The sequence below is a fragment of the Mesorhizobium sp. WSM3866 genome, from assembly GCF_002294795.1.
In the GTDB taxonomy this organism is placed as follows: Bacteria; Pseudomonadota; Alphaproteobacteria; order Rhizobiales; family Rhizobiaceae; genus Mesorhizobium.
This window is the reverse complement of the sequence record NZ_NSGC01000007.1, coordinates 70731-88274: the sequence shown is the minus strand read 5'-3', so window position 1 is coordinate 88274 and position 17544 is coordinate 70731. Positions and strand designations below refer to the sequence as shown.

16 protein-coding genes and 1 pseudogene are annotated in these 17544 nt (G+C 62.5%); 3 read left to right on the top strand and 14 right to left on the bottom strand.

The window, feature by feature from the left end; translation table 11 throughout:
* Window positions 1-185: 185 nt before the first annotated feature.
* Window positions 186-1682, bottom strand: coding sequence for an NAD-dependent succinate-semialdehyde dehydrogenase (locus CK222_RS17250; RefSeq protein WP_095801182.1), 1497 nt, complete (start codon window positions 1680-1682; stop codon window positions 186-188).
* A gap of 137 nt (window positions 1683-1819) precedes the next feature.
* On the opposite strand from CK222_RS17250, the gene CK222_RS17245 reads away from it, so the two are divergent.
* Window positions 1820-2494 carry an FCD domain-containing protein gene (locus CK222_RS17245; RefSeq protein WP_095783156.1) on the top strand — a complete coding sequence of 225 codons (675 nt, stop codon included), beginning with the start codon at window positions 1820-1822 and terminating at the stop codon, window positions 2492-2494.
* Window positions 2495-2680: 186 nt separating this feature from the next.
* Here the strand turns inward: CK222_RS17245 and CK222_RS17240 are convergent, their stop codons facing one another.
* The 6 genes from CK222_RS17240 to CK222_RS17215 are packed head-to-tail and all read right to left on the bottom strand — an operon-like array spanning window position 2681 to window position 7718.
* Window positions 2681-4012, bottom strand: coding sequence for an FAD-binding oxidoreductase (locus CK222_RS17240; RefSeq protein WP_095801344.1), 1332 nt, complete (start codon window positions 4010-4012; stop codon window positions 2681-2683).
* A gap of 47 nt (window positions 4013-4059) precedes the next feature.
* On the bottom strand, window positions 4060-4413 hold the full coding sequence (locus CK222_RS17235; protein WP_067329699.1) for a cupin domain-containing protein: 354 nt from the start codon (window positions 4411-4413) through the stop codon (window positions 4060-4062).
* On the bottom strand, window positions 4401-5120 hold the full coding sequence (locus CK222_RS17230; RefSeq protein WP_067329696.1) for an ABC transporter permease subunit: 720 nt from the start codon (window positions 5118-5120) through the stop codon (window positions 4401-4403). The genes CK222_RS17235 and CK222_RS17230 overlap by 13 nt, the downstream gene beginning before the upstream one ends.
* Window position 5121: 1 nt before the next feature.
* Window positions 5122-5835: an ABC transporter permease subunit gene (locus tag CK222_RS17225; RefSeq protein ID WP_095801181.1), complete on the bottom strand. Its 714-nt coding sequence runs from the start codon at window positions 5833-5835 to the stop codon at window positions 5122-5124.
* Between the two features lie 54 nt (window positions 5836-5889).
* Window positions 5890-6708 carry a transporter substrate-binding domain-containing protein gene (locus tag CK222_RS17220; RefSeq protein ID WP_095801180.1) on the bottom strand — a complete coding sequence of 273 codons (819 nt, stop codon included), beginning with the start codon at window positions 6706-6708 and terminating at the stop codon, window positions 5890-5892.
* A 41-nt stretch (window positions 6709-6749) separates the two neighbouring features.
* Window positions 6750-7718 carry an amino acid ABC transporter ATP-binding protein gene (locus CK222_RS17215; protein ID WP_280951770.1) on the bottom strand — a complete coding sequence of 323 codons (969 nt, stop codon included), beginning with the start codon at window positions 7716-7718 and terminating at the stop codon, window positions 6750-6752.
* Between the two features lie 476 nt (window positions 7719-8194).
* Here CK222_RS17215 and CK222_RS17210 point away from each other — a divergent pair.
* A pseudogene (locus CK222_RS17210) lies at window positions 8195-9273 on the top strand (mechanosensitive ion channel family protein).
* A gap of 51 nt (window positions 9274-9324) precedes the next feature.
* Here the strand turns inward: CK222_RS17210 and CK222_RS17205 are convergent.
* Both CK222_RS17205 and CK222_RS17200 read right to left on the bottom strand, forming a co-directional pair.
* A complete protein-coding gene (locus tag CK222_RS17205) occupies window positions 9325-11097 on the bottom strand; it encodes an SLC13 family permease (protein WP_095801179.1) in 1773 nt (590 codons plus the stop codon).
* A 156-nt stretch (window positions 11098-11253) separates the two neighbouring features.
* Window positions 11254-12006 (bottom strand): class I SAM-dependent methyltransferase, encoded by a 753-nt coding sequence (locus CK222_RS17200; RefSeq protein ID WP_245307703.1) that lies wholly within the window; start codon window positions 12004-12006, stop codon window positions 11254-11256.
* Between the two features lie 42 nt (window positions 12007-12048).
* Between CK222_RS17200 and CK222_RS17195 the strand changes: the two genes are divergently transcribed.
* Window positions 12049-12354 (top strand): Hpt domain-containing protein, encoded by a 306-nt coding sequence (locus CK222_RS17195; protein WP_082954100.1) that lies wholly within the window; start codon window positions 12049-12051, stop codon window positions 12352-12354.
* 15 nt (window positions 12355-12369) lie between these two features.
* Here the strand turns inward: CK222_RS17195 and CK222_RS17190 are convergent, their stop codons facing one another.
* The 5 genes from CK222_RS17190 to CK222_RS17170 all read right to left on the bottom strand — a co-directional run bounded on the left by CK222_RS17190 (window position 12370) and on the right by CK222_RS17170 (window position 17544).
* Window positions 12370-13797, bottom strand: a complete 1428-nt coding sequence (locus CK222_RS17190; RefSeq protein ID WP_067329678.1) for a glycosyltransferase family 2 protein — start codon at window positions 13795-13797, stop codon at window positions 12370-12372.
* Window positions 13794-14831 carry a HEAT repeat domain-containing protein gene (locus CK222_RS17185; protein WP_095801178.1) on the bottom strand — a complete coding sequence of 346 codons (1038 nt, stop codon included), beginning with the start codon at window positions 14829-14831 and terminating at the stop codon, window positions 13794-13796. The genes CK222_RS17190 and CK222_RS17185 overlap by 4 nt, the downstream gene beginning before the upstream one ends.
* A 2-nt stretch (window positions 14832-14833) precedes the next feature.
* Window positions 14834-16582: a YaiO family outer membrane beta-barrel protein gene (locus CK222_RS17180; protein WP_095801177.1), complete on the bottom strand. Its 1749-nt coding sequence runs from the start codon at window positions 16580-16582 to the stop codon at window positions 14834-14836.
* Window positions 16582-16974 (bottom strand): response regulator, encoded by a 393-nt coding sequence (locus CK222_RS17175; protein ID WP_095801342.1) that lies wholly within the window; start codon window positions 16972-16974, stop codon window positions 16582-16584. The genes CK222_RS17180 and CK222_RS17175 overlap by 1 nt, the downstream gene beginning before the upstream one ends.
* A 183-nt stretch (window positions 16975-17157) precedes the next feature.
* Window positions 17158-17544, bottom strand: coding sequence for a response regulator (locus CK222_RS17170; protein WP_095801341.1), 387 nt, complete (start codon window positions 17542-17544; stop codon window positions 17158-17160).

Here is a 17544-nt window from a genome sequence, read left to right as displayed (position 1 = left end):
TGGCAAGGGGAAAGGACTCGACGCGGCTGCTCGCCCAATCGTTGACGTGCGTGGGATATCATAAGTTCCAGTCTCGAAGAACCGGAAGGGCCCGCAAGCAGGCTTGTCGGTTTCCCAGAAGTAGCTAGCGTAAACCTGCACGACCGATATGTGGCGCAACTCGGCGGAGAAGCGATTTTGCGGTATTACCAGTTGGTCGCGACGTATTTTGGTTGGAGATATTCAAGCAGGCCGTGATGCCCTCCCTCGCGGCCGAGCCCGCTTTGCTTCATCCCCCCGAACGGCGCTGCCGGGTCCGAAACTAGGCCACGATTGACGCCGACCATTCCACTTTCGATGCGTTCGGCGACCCTCAGGGCGCGTCTGAGATCACTACTGTAGACGTAGGATATGAGGCCATACTCCGTGTCGTTCGCCAGCCGGACAGCCTCGTCTTCCGTATCGAAGGGCGTGACCGCTGCGACCGGCCCAAAGATCTCTTCCTTCGCGATGTCGGAATCGGGGGAAACGTCAGCTAGGACTGTCGGAGGATAGAAGAAGCCCTCGCCAGGCCGCGGTTTGCCGCCCGTTTCGATACGCGCCCCACGGGCAACGGCATCCTTCAGCAAGCGATCAACCTTCTCCACGGCCGTCGCGGTAATAAGGGGCCCGAGCTGGGTCGTCGCTTGGAGACCCGGCCCCACTGAAAGCGAGGACATTTCCTGGGTAAGCCGGCGGACAAAAGCGTCGTAAATGCCGCGCTGCACATAGAAGCGATTCGCCGCAGTGCAGGCTTCTCCGCCGTTGCGCATCTTGGCGACCATGGCGCCGGCCACGGCATCGTCCAGATCCGCATCATCGAACACGATGAAAGGAGCGTTGCCGCCGAGTTCCATGGAACAGCTGATGACCCGGTTGGCGGCCTCACGCAACAGGATGCGCCCAACGGCGGTCGAACCCGTGAATGACAGTTTGCGCACCCGACTGTCGTGCAGCATCGCGCTCACCACAGGCCCCGCGGCCGTGGTCGTCACGATGTTGACGGCACCTTCGGGCAAACCGGCTTCCATGAGGATCGCACCGATCGCCAACGCGGTCAGTGGAGTCTCAGCCGCCGGCTTCAGTACGCACGTGCAACCCGCCGCGAGCGCCGGGGCGATTTTGCGGGTCGCCATGGCCGCAGGGAAATTCCAGGGCGTGACAAGAACGGCGATGCCAATCGGCTGGTATTGAACCAGGATTCGGTTTGCACCGCCCGGCGCCTGGCCGATGTCGCCGAGAGTACGCACCCCCTCCTCGGCGTACCATCGGAAAAACTCCGCGGCATAGGTTACCTCTGCGCGAGCGTCCGGGAGGGCCTTGCCGTTCTCCAGAGATATCAGTTGCGCCAGCCATTCGGCACGATCGCGCATGAGCTGGTGGCAGCGCATCAGGATGTCCGATCGCCGGCGTGAGGGTGTTTGCCTCCACATCGTCGCAGAAGCCTCCGCAGCATCGATCGCCCGGATTCCGTCGGCGACTGCGCCGTCTGCGACAGATGCGATCGTGCGCCCGTTGGATGGATCGGCGACATTAAACCGATTGCTGCCGGTTGCACTTGTCCATTTGCCGCCCACCAGCAGATCCACAGGAGCGCTTGCAATGATAGCCGCAGCATCCACGCAAAAAGGTTCGATATCCCTTGCTGTCTGACTCACACCCATCCTCTCGCGGCTTTAGAAAACATGCGCAACCAGTCGGACGATCGCTGGAACCAATATGAAATTGGTATTGCAACCGGTGTCAATATAGATCAAATTGGTTGCGGAGAAATCTGCCCGATTCGTTCTGGAGTGGCTGCATGACCGTCGTTTTGAGGGATTTCATCGAGGCGGCAGGATTGCAGCCAGGCGACCGGCTGCCACCCGAGCGCGATCTGGCGCTCAAGCTAGGTTTACCCCGCACGGCCCTCCGGCGCATGCTGGCTGAGATGGAGCAAGAGGGGCGCCTGCTTCGCCATGTCGGGCGTGGCACTTTCGTCGCCGAGCGAGGGGCAACTGCCAGCGCTCCGTATCGCGCACACGACGCCTCCCGGAAGGAACTGTGGACCTATCCCGCTGAGGTCTTCGAAGCACGATTAATCATCGAGCCGAAGGTGGCGGCGCTCGCGGCGTTGCGGGCGACCCCCTATGAAACTGAAGAGATGCACAAGGTCATCCAGCATGGCAGTACCGCCGCGACGCTGGCGGAGTTCGAGCGTTGGGACGCCGCGTTCCATCAACTGGTAGTGGTGGCGGCCCGCAATGGATTGCTGGCCTCGCTCTACGAAGGTATTCACTCGCTTCGGGCGGGGCGTCTTTGGGGGCGCATGAAAGAGCTGTCTCTGACGAAAGAGCGTATGCAGGAGTATACGGCTCATCATCGCGCGATCTTACAGGCGATCACTGACCGCGATGGTGGGCAGGCCGAACAAAGAATGCATAGCCATATCTTGACCGCGAGAGCCAACATACTCGGATCGGAGACAATGGGGTGAGTAGGCCTCATCGCCAAAATTTTGAGATTGCCGAACCGAGCGGAATGGCGCGTTCGAACGCTAATCGCCTGTCGTTCTATTCAAGGCGGGGCATCTGACACTGTTTTCACGACGGACGCGGTGCGCGCCATCCAGACAAGATGAAGTTCCTGTACGCGGCGGGCCCGTCCCCAAGGAAGAGCAAGGTTATCGCCTCTTTGCTTCGGGCTGGCGACGGCGCATCGCACGCTTATCCCGCCATTCGTAAAGGGAATAGACAAGCGGGATGAACCATGGCTTGCCGCGGTAAAACGGCACGGCCTTCGGAGCGGGGTCGAAATCGAAGGCGGACTGAGCCTTTTCGGTTTCGCCGAGGATCTTGAAGGCGGCCTTCTTGCCCAGCCAGCGGGCCCAGACCACTCCGGAGCCGCAGAAGCCGGTGGCGTAAACCGTATCACCCGAGGTGAAAATCCGAGGCACCATGTCGCGATGCATGGCGACCTGGCCAAACCAACTATGCGTCAGGCCGACGCCCCTCAGTTCGGGGAAAATTCGGCCAAGTTCGCTGCGCAAATGGGTGGTCGGCGCCAGCGCGTCACCCGCCGTGGTGCCGTCCCTGCCGCCGAAGAGGATGCGCGATCCGTCCGCCGAAGGGCGATAGTAATAGCTGAGCTGGCGCATATCGCCATACATCATGCGCTTCGGCATCAACCGGTCCATGACGCCTTCTGCCAATGGCTCGGTAGCGATGATGCGGCTGCGCACCGGCACAATACGGCGTCGCAGCCAAGGATCGAAGCCGTCGGTATAGGCATCCGTGCAGATCAGCACCTTCCTGGCGAGAACGTCACCGCGCGACGTTCTCACACGGACCCCGCCGGCCTCGGCGATGGTTCCCGTAACGGCTGTGTTCTCATGGATTACCGCTCCGGTTGCCATTGCCACCCGTATAATACCCGCAAGCAGCTTGGCCGGATGCAGGCCACCGGTATCCATCCGCACGAATCCACCCGTGTAGAAATCCGTCCCGATATAGGTCGGCACGTCCAACCGGCCGACGGGATGAGCCTCGATGCCCAGAAAGCGCCGCAGTAGATCGGCGGAGCGGCTGAGTTCGTCGCATTCATCAGCGTTGATCGCGCCGACGAACAGGCCGGAGAGATGGAAGTCACACTCCACCTTCTCCTCCTTCAGAAAGGCCCACAGGTCTTCCCGTGCGGCCTTTCCCTCCATCAGGATCTCGGTGGCGCGGGCCTCGCAGAATCTTCTGATCAATTCCTTGCGCCCGGGTCGAATGCTCCCGCTCGCCATGCCGCCATTACGACTGGAAGCCGCCTGCCCCAGCGACTGGCGATCGAAAAGCTGAACACTGCGACCGGCACGAGCAAGCTCGATGGCCGCCGAAAGTCCTGCATAGCCTCCCCCAACGATCGCCACGTCGCATTTGGAGGCGACCCGGCGGACTGGGAGGGGAGAGAAGGTGCAATCCTCCCACCAATAGGGCGTGGATTTGAAGGGGCCAGCGGAATCGGCGGTCATGGGAACATACCAGCTTTTGGTCGGGTCGGCGGGCAAGCGCAAACCGGTCAATCACGTGAGACCCAGAGTTTGCGCGTGGTTTCGATGGCACGCCATACGCCGGTGAATCCCGGATGCATGACGAAGGCGTCGCCAGCCGCGATGCGGCGCGGCGGGCAGCCATCCTCAGTGAGTTCGGAGACACCCGAAAGGATGTAGCAGAACTCGAAAGTCTCGCCCTTAATCGAACGATAGGCGCCAGGCGTGACCTCCCAGACCCCTGCCTTCACGGCGCCGTCTGCGGTCTGGGCGATATCCCAGCTCAGAAAACGTGGATCGCCCTCCACAAGGCGGTCGGGCAGAGGCTGCCCTTCGCGTGGGCGCGGAAGAACATTCTGGTCGATGAACGTCAACTTGGACATAGGGATGTGGCCTTTCTGCGCGTTGAACGCCGTTCGAACCAAAGTTGCCGCTCCAAAAGCTTCAAGGCAGTCAGTCCGACGACATTGAGGGTGAGGTAGAAGACGGAGGTGATGATGAAAATGTCCATAATGGCGAAGGTTTCGCTCATCAGGCGTTTGGCCCAACCGGTGATTTCGAGCACAGCGATGGTCGAAGCGAGGCTGGATTCTTTGACGATGATGGCAACCTCACTGCTGTAGGATGGCAGCGCTTGTCGCAAAGCCAGCGGGAACTTAATCCGGCGCAAGATAATCCAAGGCGACATGCCGCAGGCTTCCGCCGCCTCGATCAGCCCGCGCGGCAGGGATAAAAACGCGGTTCGAAAGATTTCGGCTGTGTAGGCACCGGTGTTCAACAGGACCGCGAGAATGGCTGCGTGCAGGCCGTCGCCGATCAGCCACCAAATCACCGGGTTGGAGCGAAAGAACCCGACCTGCCCTAATCCGTAGTAGATCACGAATATCTGCACCAGCATGGGCGTGCCGCGAAAGACGGCGCAATAGGCGTCGGCCGCCGTGCAAACCAAGCGATTGCGCGAAGTGCGCGCGAGCGCCACCAGGATGCCGAATGGCAGTCCTAAGCCCACGCCGAACACCGAGATCAGAAGCGTTGTCTTTGCGCCGGTGAGAAGGAACGGAATCGCATAGGCAATAATGGTGAAATCCATTCTAACCTCCGCTGAAGCCGCGATTGATATGGCGCTCAGCCAGGCCGAACAGGGTCTGGCTGACTGCTGTCATGGCGAAGAACAGCGAGGCAGCGATGCAGTAAAAGAGAAGTGGCGAGCGCGTGATGCCCGCCGCGATAGCCGCCATACGCATGAGTTCCTGCATGCCGACGATGGAAACGAGTGAAGTATCCTTGATCGTCATCTGCCAGACATTGTTGATCCCGCCGAGAGCAAGTCTCAACGCGAGCGGCAACGTGATTCTGAAAAAGGCGACCGATCGAGGCAACGCCAAAGATTTCGCGGCTTCAAGAAGACCGTTGGGAACGGCTTCCAAAGCGCCTCGCATCACCTCGATCGAATAGGCGCAGGAAATGGTCGCGATGGCGAGGATGCCGATAATGGACGGGTAGGCACTTTCAGCCATGTCTCGGTAGCCGAAGGCAACGGCTATCTTCTGCACCCAGTCGACAGAGCCAAAGAACAGGAGATAGATCACAAGAAGACCCGGCACGCCGCGGACGACGATGCTGTAGACATCGATCATCTGGGACAGCACCGGGAGCCGCTGCCAGCGCGCTATGGCAAACGGGACGGCTGCGATCAACCCGATCATCATGCCGACCAGCCCGATGCAGATCGTCACGAAGGCGCCGCGCAGCAAAGCGAGTCCCCAGCCCTGCTCCACAACCAGCGACCAGATAGTTTCAAACATGGATGACACCCGTCGGGCCGCCGCGGGCTGCGACGGCCAGTTGTTGCGAGAGGATCACTTATTGCACGGAATGGTGTAGTCGTCCTTGAACCACTTGAGGGAAGACTCCTTGATCTTACCTCCATCGATCATGTTGCAGAGCGCGGCATCTACCTTAGCCTTGAGTTCGGCATTCCCCTTGCGCATGCCGACACCCATGCCGTGGCCGAGGGTTTCAGGATCGCTCATCGCCGTAATCTTCACATCGATCTTCGTGAAGTTGGCGCCGTCCGGTGTAGCGAGGAAATCCATCCAGGTCGGGGAGTCGCCGAAAGCGGCATCCAGGCGGCCAGCCGCAAGATCAGCGGTCTGCTGAGTGGTGGCATCATAAGTCTTGAGATCGGCGCTGGTCGCCCGCTTGCCGATGAATTTGGCATAGGTCGTACCTGTCACGACGCCGACACTCTTTCCCGCGAGCGCCTTTTCGATCTCCTCGAGACTCTTGAGCCCGGCAAGAGCGGAATCTTTGGGGACCACGAAATAGAGCGGGGTGGTGGCGTACGGGATGGAGTAGTTGATCTTCTTCTGACGCTCGGCAGTGATGCCAAGGCCGGAAATGATCACGTCAAAGCGGTCGCTATCCATGGAGGGAACCAGCGAACTGAAAGCCTGCACCACGAATTTGCACTTCATCTTGAGTTCGGCGCAGATACCGTTGGCAACGTCGGCGTCGAAGCCGGTGACGTTTCCGTTGGCGTCGGCCATGCTGAACAGCGGCGCGTCCCCTTCCGTGCCGACGCGTAGGACGCCTTCCTCGGCGCGCGCGGCACCGGCTGCGGCGGCGAGCATGAAACCGGATACGAAAATCGAACGAAACGTTTGAACTGAAAGCATGAGTGTTACCCCTTTTCTTGTTCTGCTGAAGAAAACCGCGATCACGCGGCGGCTGGCATGACGCTGGAGAGAAACCGTTTCACCGCCTCCGAGGCAGGGTTGCGAAACAACTCTTCCGGCGCATCGTCCTGCTCAAGGATACCTTTGCGCAGGAATATCATTCGGCTCGACACGTCGCGCGCAAACCGCATTTCATGGGTGACGAGAAGGATGGTCGCCCCCTCTTCGGCCAGCGTGCGGATCACCTTCAGCACCTCGCCCACGAGTTCCGGATCGAGCGCGGATGTGGGCTCGTCAAAAAGCATGATCTTTGGTCGCATCGCCAGCACCCGTGCGATCGCCACGCGCTGTTGTTGACCGCCTGAAAGCTGACTGGGATAGCGGTCGCGGAATTCGGCCATCCCCACCTTGGAAAGCGCCGAAAGCGCCATATCCTCGGCCTCCCGCCTTCCTTTCCCGAGCACGTAGACGAGCGCCTCTGTCACGTTGCCGATCACGGTCCGGTGCGGCCAGAGATTGAAGTTCTGGAACACCATGCCAGTCCGCTGGCGAAAGAGCCGGATCTTTGCGCGGTTGGTGATTTCGCTCTTGCCCGGTCGATTGGTGGTGATGGAGATTGCGTCGCCCATCACCTCCATCCTCCCTGAGGTCGGCGTCTCCAGAAAATTTATGCAGCGCAACAACGTGCTCTTTCCCGAGCCAGACGCGCCAATAAGGGATATGACCTCCCCTTCCGCCATCTGGAAAGTGACGTCGTTAAGGATCCTGACCGCGCCGAAATTCTTACTGAGTTCATGGACCTTTAGAACCGGGGCCGTGTCACGGCGTCTTCGGTTCCATTCAGATCGCACCTTCTCAACATGGGGCTGGCCCCGGCTGTCCATCGTCTGCGCGAGTTCGTTAAGTGTTAGGCGACTGTGACCATCGCTCCCACTTTCGTCGGTGACGGCGCCGTCTATGGCGCTCCTCCTCGAAACGGTTCGATATCCCTTGCTGTCAGTCACGTTCATCGGCTCGCTGCCTCTAGCAACTATTTGAAACCAATCTCGGGATTCTTAGGACCAATATGACATTGGTATCGCAACCGGTGTCAAGATAGATCAAATTGGTTGCGAGAAAAATCTGCAGGAACAGCTTACATTTGGCGCGTCGGATCCAATTCGCGGAATGAAGATCATCGCAGATAATCCGCCCCTCGCCCGGCCCTCAGCCGAACATAGACTCGCCTATCGCTTCCTAAACAGAATGTTCGGGCCCGCTCCGCCGGGCCGCCCACGCGTCGCCGGCGGCGCCGAGCCCGCGCCAGCGGCAATAAGGGACGGCGGCGGCCAGGTGACGGGTCGGCAGCGGTCGGGGAACCCGATCCGGTTCGAGCACGTCCACATAGCGACGAGATCCCAGCGCCGGCAAACGCCTCATTCCAACGCCGCCGTCGCGGAACGATTAGCCGCTGCTCGATGTTGATGCGACATCGGATGGCGAATCCATGGAACGGCTCGACAAGGAACAGGAGAACCTTTCCCGGCTCGAACGGGCCGCGCAGCGGACTGCCGATCCGAAAACGATCCAGCAGCAGGCGAAAAAGCCCGAGGAAAAGTTCCGCTTCAGCTTTCGCAAGGAAGACCTCTGGTGGACGGCTGGTTTCGCTGCCGTAGCCTTGCTGCTCTTTGCCGTCCAACTTCTCATCAATTGGCGCGTGGAATGGTTTGAGGCGCCTTTGCGCGCCCGCGTGCTGAACTACGTCTGGGGCGGCCTTCTCATCTTCGTCATGTTGACGATAGCGAATATCGTCGAAGTCTTTCTCATCGGCCGAATTCCCAATCGCGTTTCGCGCTTCAACCTGAAACGAATCTTTCGATTGATCGTCGTGGTCGCCGTCGTCTTCGTGGCCATCTCGGTTCTGTTCGTGAACTGGTACGCCGCCGTCGTTTCGCTCGGGCTGATTTCACTGACTCTCGGCTTCGCGCTGCAGATGCCGATCTCCAGTTTCATCGCCTGGATCTATATTCTGGCCCGGGCGCCCTATCGCGTCGGCGACCGGATTCGCATCGGCGACGCCCATGGCGATGTCATCGACGTCAGCTATCTCGACACGACGTTATGGGAATTCGGCGGCGAACATCTTTGGACCGATCATCCGAGCGGACGAGTCATCAAATTCCCGAACTCCACCGTGTTCGACACGCCGGTCTTCAACTATTCCTGGCCGCTGTTTCCTTATGTCTGGAACGAAATCAAGTTCCAGCTCGCTACGACAGCGATCTGGAATTCGTGGCGAAAACCATGCGAGAGGTCGTGGACGAGCAGATCGGCGACATCATGAGCCAGAAGGTGAAGGTCTATAAGGACATCCTGTCGAAAACGCCGGTGGACGAGTTGCAAGTGAAGGAGCATCCGGTGGTGCATTTTCGCGTCAGTGAAAATACCTGGCTCGAAGCCATCGTGCGCTACCTCGTGCCGCCGAAGGAAGCTGGGCGCACCAAAACACGCTTGATCAAGGAAATGCTGGCGCGAATGAATGCAGAACCCGATCGCGTGCTGTTTCCGAAGAGCAATTTGCGGTGAACTTCCCGGCAGCTTGGTAGAGCGAGGTCGTTCGTATCCGTCCATGGCTTGTCAGTTCATTGGCCAGACGATCGCCAGCATCGGCACGGCAACAATGACGACAAGAAACGACAGCGGCAGCCCCAGACGCGGATAGTCGCTGAAACGATAGCCTCCCGGCCCCATGACAAGGGTGTTGCATTGGTGCCCGATCGGCGTGAGGAAGTCGCAGCCGGCGCCGATGGCGACAGCCATCAGAAAGGCTTCCGGCCTGTAGCCCAGATCGGCGGCGAATTCCGACGCGACGGGCGCCATGACAAGCACGGTGGCGGCATTGTTGAGGAATGGCGTCACGGCCATGGCGGCAACGAGGATGAGCATCAGTGCGCCGGGCGCCGGAAGAATGGTCCCGAACCTGGCAAGCTCTGCGGCGACCAGCGCGGTCGCCCCCGTAGTGCGCAGCGAATCGCTCACCGGGATGAGAACGGCGAGCATCACCAGGATTGGGCCATCCAGCGACTGGTAGACGTCGCGGAGCGGGATGACCTTGAACAGCACGATCCCGACCGCGGCCGCAAAGAAAGCGACGGGAACAGGGAGCAGACCCACGGCAGTCGTGAGCATGGCAAGGGCGAGGATTACCACGGGCACGATACCCTTGCGCACGCTGCCAAGAAGGATAGGCCTTTCCGCCAGCGGCAGGCAGCCTAGTCCGCGCAGTGTCTCGGGCATTGTGGTTGCATTGCCCTGCAACACGACGACGTCGCCGAGCCTTAGCTCGACCTTGGCGAGCCTGCGATCGAGGCGCTGGCCGCGACGGCTGACAGCCAGGAGGTTGACGTTGAAGCGATCGTAGAGGGCAAGTCGCTGGGCCGTCCAGCCGATCAAAGGCGAGCTTTCGCCAATGACGGCCTCGATAGCGACCATCTCGCTGGTGGTGACCTCTTCATTCACCCGATCGCCCGTGACGCTGAGCTTGCCTTGCGAGACAAGGCGATCCAGCGCCGCCGGGTCGCCTTCGAGCAACAGGATGTCGTTCACCTTCAGGACAGCATCGGGCAGCGGCGTCATCCGCATCGTCCGATTGCGCAGGATCGAGGTCACGACGGCATCGCCGCCGGCAAGCTTTATGACGTCGGCGACGGTCTTCCCAAGCACGGTGGAATCGCCGACAACGCGCGCCTCTGTGAGGTAGTCCTTGATGTCGAGGGCTTCATTCAGCGCCCCGCCGAGCTTTTCGCGCACCGGCAACAGCCAATAGAAAGACATTAGGAAGATCATGCCGGCGGCGGCGACAGCCGCTCCGACGGGCGCGAAGTCGAACATTGTAAACGCCGTTCCGGTCAACTGCTCTCGCACCCGGGAAACAACGATGTTCGGGGAAGTGCCCACCTGCGTCATGAGACCGCCGAGCAATGACCCGAACGCCATTGGCATCAGAAATATCGATGGCGAGGTGCCGGACCGGCGCGCGAACTGAAAGGCGATCGGGATCATGATCGCCAGCGCGCCGATATTCTTGACGAAGGCAGACAGGCACGTCACCACGATCACCAGCAGCGCCAGTTGCGAGCGAACTCCCGACAATTTGGGAGCAAAGCGCGCGATGGCGAGTTCCATGATGCCCGATCGCGCTATGCCTGCGCTCACCAGCAGAGCACTGCCGACAATGATCACGATATCGTCGCTAAACCCGCTGAAGGCTTTGTCGAACGGCACAATCCCAACGGCGAGGGCGAGCAGCAGCGCCGCGGCAGCGACGAGATCATAGCGATAGCGACCCCATACGAACGCTGCCATCATCACGAAGGTGACGGCAAACGACAGGATTTGCGGCATGGTCATGTCTTCGGCTGCTCCGCAAGCGGCTGATCAGAACGCCCAGACTGCTCCTTTGTTGCTTTGGCCCGACGGTCTTGGGCTGCTGGCGGAGCTGAAGGCCATCGCGCATGGGAGCGGCCCCTCGCCCGGCTCTGACCTCGCGCGCGGATGGAACCTCGCCTATCGCTTGCTGAAGAAGCCGGACAGAATGTTCGGGCCGGCTTCGCCGGGCCGCAGCCTGATGCCGTCCTCGAAGCAGTTCAGCGTCACGCATTCGAACCCGCTGTGGGCGAGCAACGCCACCAGCGAGTCGCGGTCGAAGTGGTGCAAATGCTCGTTGGGGAGACGCATACGCCAGGTTCGGAACCAGGCGTCGCCGTCGGCGCCGAGCTCGCGCCAGCGGCAATAAGGGACGGCGACGGCGAGGTGCCGGGTCTGCAGGCGGCCGAGGAAACCCAGATCCGGGATGTGTTCGAGCACGTCGAACATGGCGACCAGATCCCACGAACTGGCCAGCGCCTCGTCCCAACCGACAAAGCGGACCCCCGCGGGCAGCGGGAACTCGGCGATATCGTAGCCGGCGCAATCGGCGACCCCAGTTATCTTCGCGGCTTCGATGAATGTGCCGGTGCCGTATCCAATTTCCAGCACCGAGCGGGGGATCGCGCCGGTCAATCCCAGCACCCAGCCAAGCCGCTGATATCCGAGCTTGATCGTCCGGTCGCTCAGGTCCTCGTAATAGGAAATATATTGCTTGTCGTATTTGATCGGCGTGAAGTCGATTTGGTGGATCACGCCAAATCGGTCCATCTCGTAATTGTCCAACATCAGTGTGCTGCCCTCCGGATTCCCTTTCTTATACGGCGGCGCTAAACGCAGCGTAACCGGCGGGGCCGGCGACGCAGCCAAGCAAGGGCGGCAGATGAGCAACAAGCAGCCTACCCGCCATTCCTCTTCGCCTCGCTTTCTGTTTCAATATCTCCTCATTCGCTCGGGAGAATCTCCATCTCAACCGATCCCTTCGCCCCTCTTCGCGAACGTTTCCTCACCCGCTGCGCCGGTCAGCTCGCGCAGTTGCAGGCGGCGCGCGAGGCGCTGCCCGGCTCCGACGTGACCAAGCTCGCGCATTCGCTCGCCGGCGCGGCCGGCACTTTCGGCTTTGCGGAGATCAGCGTGCGGGCGTCAGAGCTGGAAACGCTGCTCATCGAGCAGGCGGAAGGCGGCGATGTCCGCGCGGCGCTCGATGCCTTAATCGGGGAGATCGAGCGGACGCTGGCCTGACGGCACCCGCCGGGCTCACTTCTTGGCGGCGCCGAGGCCGGTCCTGGTCATCTCGCCCCAGCCCTGGTTGCCGCGCAAGAATTGCCACCAGCCTTTCACGCGCCAGAAATTGTTGAGCTGGCGGTAGCCGAAATTCTCGACCACGGCGGCCGCCGTCAGAACGGCGAGATCCCTGGCGCGCGGAAAGCGCTGCAGCTCGGCCTCTTCCAGGATGAGCGAGCAGACGCTGACGCAGACGCCATAGGTGAAGATCAGCGAAGTGAAGGCCAGGAGATATTCGGCCGACAGGATGCCGAGCAGCCAGAAGGCCGGGATCAGGATATAGCCCAGCACCTCCGCCACCGGCCCCAGAACGTCGACGATGAAGATGTGGCCGAAGCCGAGGAAGCCGACGCGGCCATAGCGCGGGTTCAAGAACATGGCGCGGTAGCGGAAGAAGCATTCGAGCGCGCCGCGCTGCCAGCGCGTGCGTTGCCTCGCCAGAACGCTCAGCGTTTCCGGCGCCTCGGTCCAGCACACCGGCTCGGGAATGAACTGAACGCGGTATTTGCGCTTCTTGTCGCGCATGTGGCGGTGCAGCTTGATCACGAGGTCGAGGTCCTCGCCCATCGAGCCCTTGGTGAAGCCGCCCACCGCCACCACTTCGGCGCGGCGGAACATGCCGAAGGCGCCGGAGACCAGCATCAGCGTGTTGACGCTGCTCCAGGCAAGCCTGGCCATCAGGAAGGCGCGCAGATACTCGACCACCTGGAAGAGCGGCAGCAGGCGGCTCGGCAAATGGACCTCGCGCACCCTGCCGGCCTCGATCTTCGAGCCGTTGGCGATGCGGATCGTGCCGCCCACCGCGATGGTGCGCTCGGGATCGTCGATGAAAGGCTGGGCGGCGCGCATCAGCGCGTCGGGTTCGAGGATGGAATCGCCGTCGATCACGCAAAAGAGCGGCGCGCGGCAGACATTGATGCCGGCATTCTGCGCGTCCGCCTTGCCGCCATTCTCCTTGTCGACCACGAACAGCCGCTCGGTCATCGGCGAGGAATAGAGCCCGCGGATCGGCTTGTGCGCCAGCGCGTCCTCGTAGGGACGATGGAACTTCACCAGCTTGAAGCCCTCGATCAGGCGCTGCAAGGTCTGGTCCTTCGAGCCATCATTGACGACGATGACCTCGAAATTCGGATATTCGAGCGCCAGCATCGAATGGACGCTCTCCACCACATTCACTTCCTCGTTATAGGCCGGCACCAGAAGCGCGATTGGCGGCGCGACCTCGCCGTAGCGCTGCCAGAGCAGCGCCGAGCGCGCCACCGGCGGGCGCTTGGACAGCGCATAGCCGGCGAGGACGAGCTGCAGCAGATAGATTGTCGTCTGCGCCAGCCCCGCCGCGATGATTAACCAGGACAGGATGGTGGCGGCAAGGACGATCTCGTCGCTCCAGTCGGCAATCATGCGGCCGGCCCCTCGGCAAGAATGAGCGAGGCGGTGCGCTGGCTGCGCGAGACCTCGCTGTCGGCAATCTGGCGCAGCAGCCGCTCGCCCGGCTGGCCGAAGGAGCGCAGCGCGTTGGCGGCGGCATAGCGCACGTTCCAGACCTCGTCGTCCAGCAGCCTGGACAGCGGCGGGGCAAGTTCGGGAAGGCCGAGGCGTCCCGCGGACTCGGCGGCGGCGGCGCGCACGTCCCAGTCGTCGTTTGCCATCGCGCTCGTCAGGATCGCCGGTGCATCGGCGTGTCCGGTGAGGCCCAGCGCGCGCAGAGCCGCGGCGACAACCTCGGGTGAGGCATCGCCGGTCAGGCCGGCGAAGAAGGCGGCAAAGCCGAAGCCGCCGGCGCGGACGAGCGCGTCGATCGCGGCCGCCCTGATGAAGGGCACGGCGTCGACGCGCGATGCATGGATCGCAAGCTCGTTGAAGCGCGTGCGCGGAAAGCGCCTGAACAGTTCGATCAGGCGTCGCGAGCGCTGTCCCGCCACGCCGATCTTGTCCAGCGCGACGCCGAGCAGGGGCAGGCTGCCGAGATCGCAGAGCGCGATGGCGGCGGCGATCCTGACTTCGCGCGAGCGGTCCTGGTCCAGCGCCGAAAGCAGGCTTGCCGTCGCATTCTGCGGCCCCAGCGCCGCCAGCATCTCGGCCGCGTGGATGCGTTCGGCCACATTGCCCCGTTCCAGCTGCCTGCCGACGAGGGCCGGCAGGCCGCATTCGCTTAAGGCGACAAGCACGTCGTCACGCTCCTCGCCGCGCAGCAGGGAAATTAACTCGAAGCCGGCCTCGATCGCCACGCCCGGCGGCACCGAAAGAATGGCCGTATTCAACGTCTGGCGGTCGCGGTCTTCGGTGAAAGCGATCAGCGCCGTCAGAAGCTGGCGCCGCTGTCCGGCTCTGGCGATGTCCCGGCGCTCTCGCAACAAACGGCGCGCGATCAAAAACAGCATGATCACCAGGGAGAGCGCGCTGAGCAATATGGAGAGATTCCAGACGTACCACATGGTCAGAACCGCGCCGTCAGCCCGAGCCCGAATATGCTTCGGTCGAATGTCGGGCGTTGTTCATGCGCGATGCTGGCGCGCAGCGTCAGCGGATCGCTGACGTCGAAGGAGAGGCCGCCAAAGACGGTGCGCGTCGGCACCAGCGTGCCGTCGGAGATTTCGGGGGCGTCGGCATAGCCGCCGAAGAGATTGACATGCGGCGTCACCGCGAGGTCGGCGCGAAGCACATAGCCGTCCGCGCGCGTCCCGATATCGTCCTCGGCATGCACCCAGCGGGCGGAAAGCCCCAGACGGCCGTCAAGGAGATAGCCCTGCAGCCAGGGCTGGATGCTGGTGACGTCGGCGTCGGCGAAATTGTCGTAGCGGGCGTCGATGTTGAGCGACAGCGGGCCGAAGACCTTCGCCGGCGCCACGACCTGCCACGAAGCGCCGGCGCCCAGCGAATAGCGCGCCAGAAAGTCGGCATCCGGCGTCGCAGCGGCCAGCGCATAGGCGGAGAAGGCCGGCGAGAAGGCCTGGTCGACGCGGCCCTCGATCTGGACGTCGGTGTTGCCGAAGCGGGTGGCGAGCCGCGTGCGGCCGGAGATCGTCGTTTGGGGCGATAGCCGATAGGCAAGGCCGGCCGAACTGTCGGTCCAGTCGCCGAGCCCGTCGGTGAGATCGCTCACCTCGCTGCCGAGATCGAGCCGCCATTTGCGCGGCGGCGGCATGGCCAGCCTTTGCTCGACATCGGCGGAACCGGGCTCGATGGCGAGCGCCAGGCCGTAGGCCTGCCGCGCGGCCTCGTCGTCGCCCTCGGCACGGCGCACATCGCCGAGCCCGACCAGCGCCTCGGCATTGCGCGGATCCAGCGCCAGCGCGCGCTGCAACGATTGCCCGGCCCGCTTGTAGTCGGCCTCGAGCAAAGCGATTCTCGCGTCAAGGCTGAGCGCCTCGACATTGTCCGGCGCCGAGGCCAGCACATCACCGACCAGGGCGCGGGCGCGCGGCGCGTCGCCTTGCCAGATCGCCAGGCGTACCTTGCCCAGCCGCGCGTCGAGAAGGCCGGGCCTGATCGCAAGCGCGCGGTCGAAAAGCCGCCCGGCCTCGTCGAAGCGCTGGGTGGAGCCGACGACGAGGCCGAGCGCGACCAGGGTGTCAGTGTTCCTGGGCGACAGCTTGAGCGCGCGGCGATAGGCGGTCTCGGCCTCGGGCAGCTTTCCCGCCGCCCGCAACCGCCTGCCCTGCTCCAACTGGATGGCGACGGGATCGGGCCGCCGGTGGGGTGGCTTCTTCGCCGGCGCCGCGGCAGCCGGAACCGGCTTCGCCTGGCTGGCCTGCTTGGCCTTGCGGATGTTCTCTAGAAGCGCTGCCGCGTCGGCATTGCCGGGCTCTGCCTCAGCGACCTTCTCGGCGAGCGGCAGCGCCGCATCCAGATTGCCGGAGCGGAATTCGACCTGGGCCATGCCGAAGCTCGCATCGCGATAGGCCGGGGCAAGGGAAAGCGCCCTGGAAAAGGCGTCGCGCGCCGCCGGCAGATCGTTGCGGCCGAGCTCGGCGAAGCCAAGCTGCACAAGAGCGTCGGCATTGTCAGCTTTCAACGCCAGCGCGCGCCGGAAAAGATCGGCGGCCTCGTCGAAATGCTGCGCCTGCCTGGCCTTGACGCCGGATGCGTAGAGCTCGTCGACAGTCTGCGCCAGCGCCGCGCCGGGAGCGGCGGCGATCGCCAGGATCAGACATGCGGCTAAGGCTGAGCGCCGGCCGCGCCGCATCAGCGCTTCCCGCCCTTGCGGGCGATGAGACGCGCCAGCCGGGCCAGTAGCTCCTCGGGAATGAACGGCTTCACCAGATAATCGTCGGCGCCCTTCTCAAGCGCCGAAACGATGTCCTTCTCGGCCTTGCGCGCGGTCAGCATCACCACCGGAGTCTTCGACAGCACCGGGTCGCCCTTGATGCGCTCCAGCACCTCGATGCCGTCGGCCTTGGGCATCATCGCGTCGAGCACGATGATGTCGGGGCCATCCTGCTCCGCCTTCGCCAGCGCCTCGGCGCCGTCTACCGCTTTGATGACCTCGTAGCCCTTCGCCCTCAGCCTGAATTCCATCAGCTCGAGCAACAAGGGATCATCATCGCAGATCAGAACTCTTGCCTTCGTTCCATCCACCACCAGTCCTGCTCCGGTTCCATCGCCCCCCGGAGAGATGACGCCGCGCGATCTTAGATAAAGCCGATTCGCGGCGGCCGCATTTCGACACAATCACTAGATGAATATTGGGCCATGGTATAGGAGCGGCAAACGCAAAACCGACCTTGCCGACAGGCATCTTTTGCGCGGCTTTCTCGCCGGCTAAACCGGGCCGGAACGCCCCAAAAGCAGCCTTCTCACCTCGCCTGCAAGCGCCAGCGGGTCGAACGGCTTGGCGATCACTCCCACGGCTCCCATGGCGAGATAACGCTCCACCTCATGCGTCTGGGTGCGTGCCGTGATGAACGCCACCGGAATCGCGGCCGTCAGCGGCGAATCGGCCAGGCGCCTCAGTGTTTCCGGCCCGTCCATGTCCGGCATCATCACGTCGAGCAGGATGAGGTCAGGGCGCCAATCGGCGGCATCGGTCAGCGCTGCGATGCCCGAGGCGCTGGACCGCACCTCGAATTCCGGCTCGAGTTCCAGCGACATCTGGGCGATTTCGCGGATGTCGTCCTCGTCATCCACATAGAGGATCCTTGCCGGCAT

Excerpts from the sequence above, each read along its gene's own strand:
- CK222_RS17250 (WP_095801182.1), bottom strand. The coding sequence starts at position 1,682 with ATGGGTGTGAGTCAGACAGCAAGGGATATCGAACCTTTTTGCGTGGAT.
- CK222_RS17245 (WP_095783156.1), top strand. The coding sequence starts at position 1,820 with ATGACCGTCGTTTTGAGGGATTTCATCGAGGCGGCAGGATTGCAGCCA.
- CK222_RS17240 (WP_095801344.1), bottom strand. The coding sequence starts at position 4,012 with ATGACCGCCGATTCCGCTGGCCCCTTCAAATCCACGCCCTATTGGTGG.
- CK222_RS17235 (WP_067329699.1), bottom strand. The coding sequence starts at position 4,413 with ATGTCCAAGTTGACGTTCATCGACCAGAATGTTCTTCCGCGCCCACGC.
- CK222_RS17230 (WP_067329696.1), bottom strand. The coding sequence starts at position 5,120 with ATGGATTTCACCATTATTGCCTATGCGATTCCGTTCCTTCTCACCGGC.
- CK222_RS17225 (WP_095801181.1), bottom strand. The coding sequence starts at position 5,835 with ATGTTTGAAACTATCTGGTCGCTGGTTGTGGAGCAGGGCTGGGGACTC.
- CK222_RS17220 (WP_095801180.1), bottom strand. The coding sequence starts at position 6,708 with ATGCTTTCAGTTCAAACGTTTCGTTCGATTTTCGTATCCGGTTTCATG.
- CK222_RS17215 (WP_280951770.1), bottom strand. The coding sequence starts at position 7,718 with ATGAACGTGACTGACAGCAAGGGATATCGAACCGTTTCGAGGAGGAGC.
- CK222_RS17205 (WP_095801179.1), bottom strand. The coding sequence starts at position 11,097 with ATGACCATGCCGCAAATCCTGTCGTTTGCCGTCACCTTCGTGATGATG.
- CK222_RS17190 (WP_067329678.1), bottom strand. The coding sequence starts at position 13,797 with ATGATTGCCGACTGGAGCGACGAGATCGTCCTTGCCGCCACCATCCTG.
- CK222_RS17185 (WP_095801178.1), bottom strand. The coding sequence starts at position 14,831 with ATGTGGTACGTCTGGAATCTCTCCATATTGCTCAGCGCGCTCTCCCTG.
- CK222_RS17180 (WP_095801177.1), bottom strand. The coding sequence starts at position 16,582 with ATGCGGCGCGGCCGGCGCTCAGCCTTAGCCGCATGTCTGATCCTGGCG.
- CK222_RS17170 (WP_095801341.1), bottom strand. The coding sequence starts at position 17,544 with ATGCCGGCAAGGATCCTCTATGTGGATGACGAGGACGACATCCGCGAA.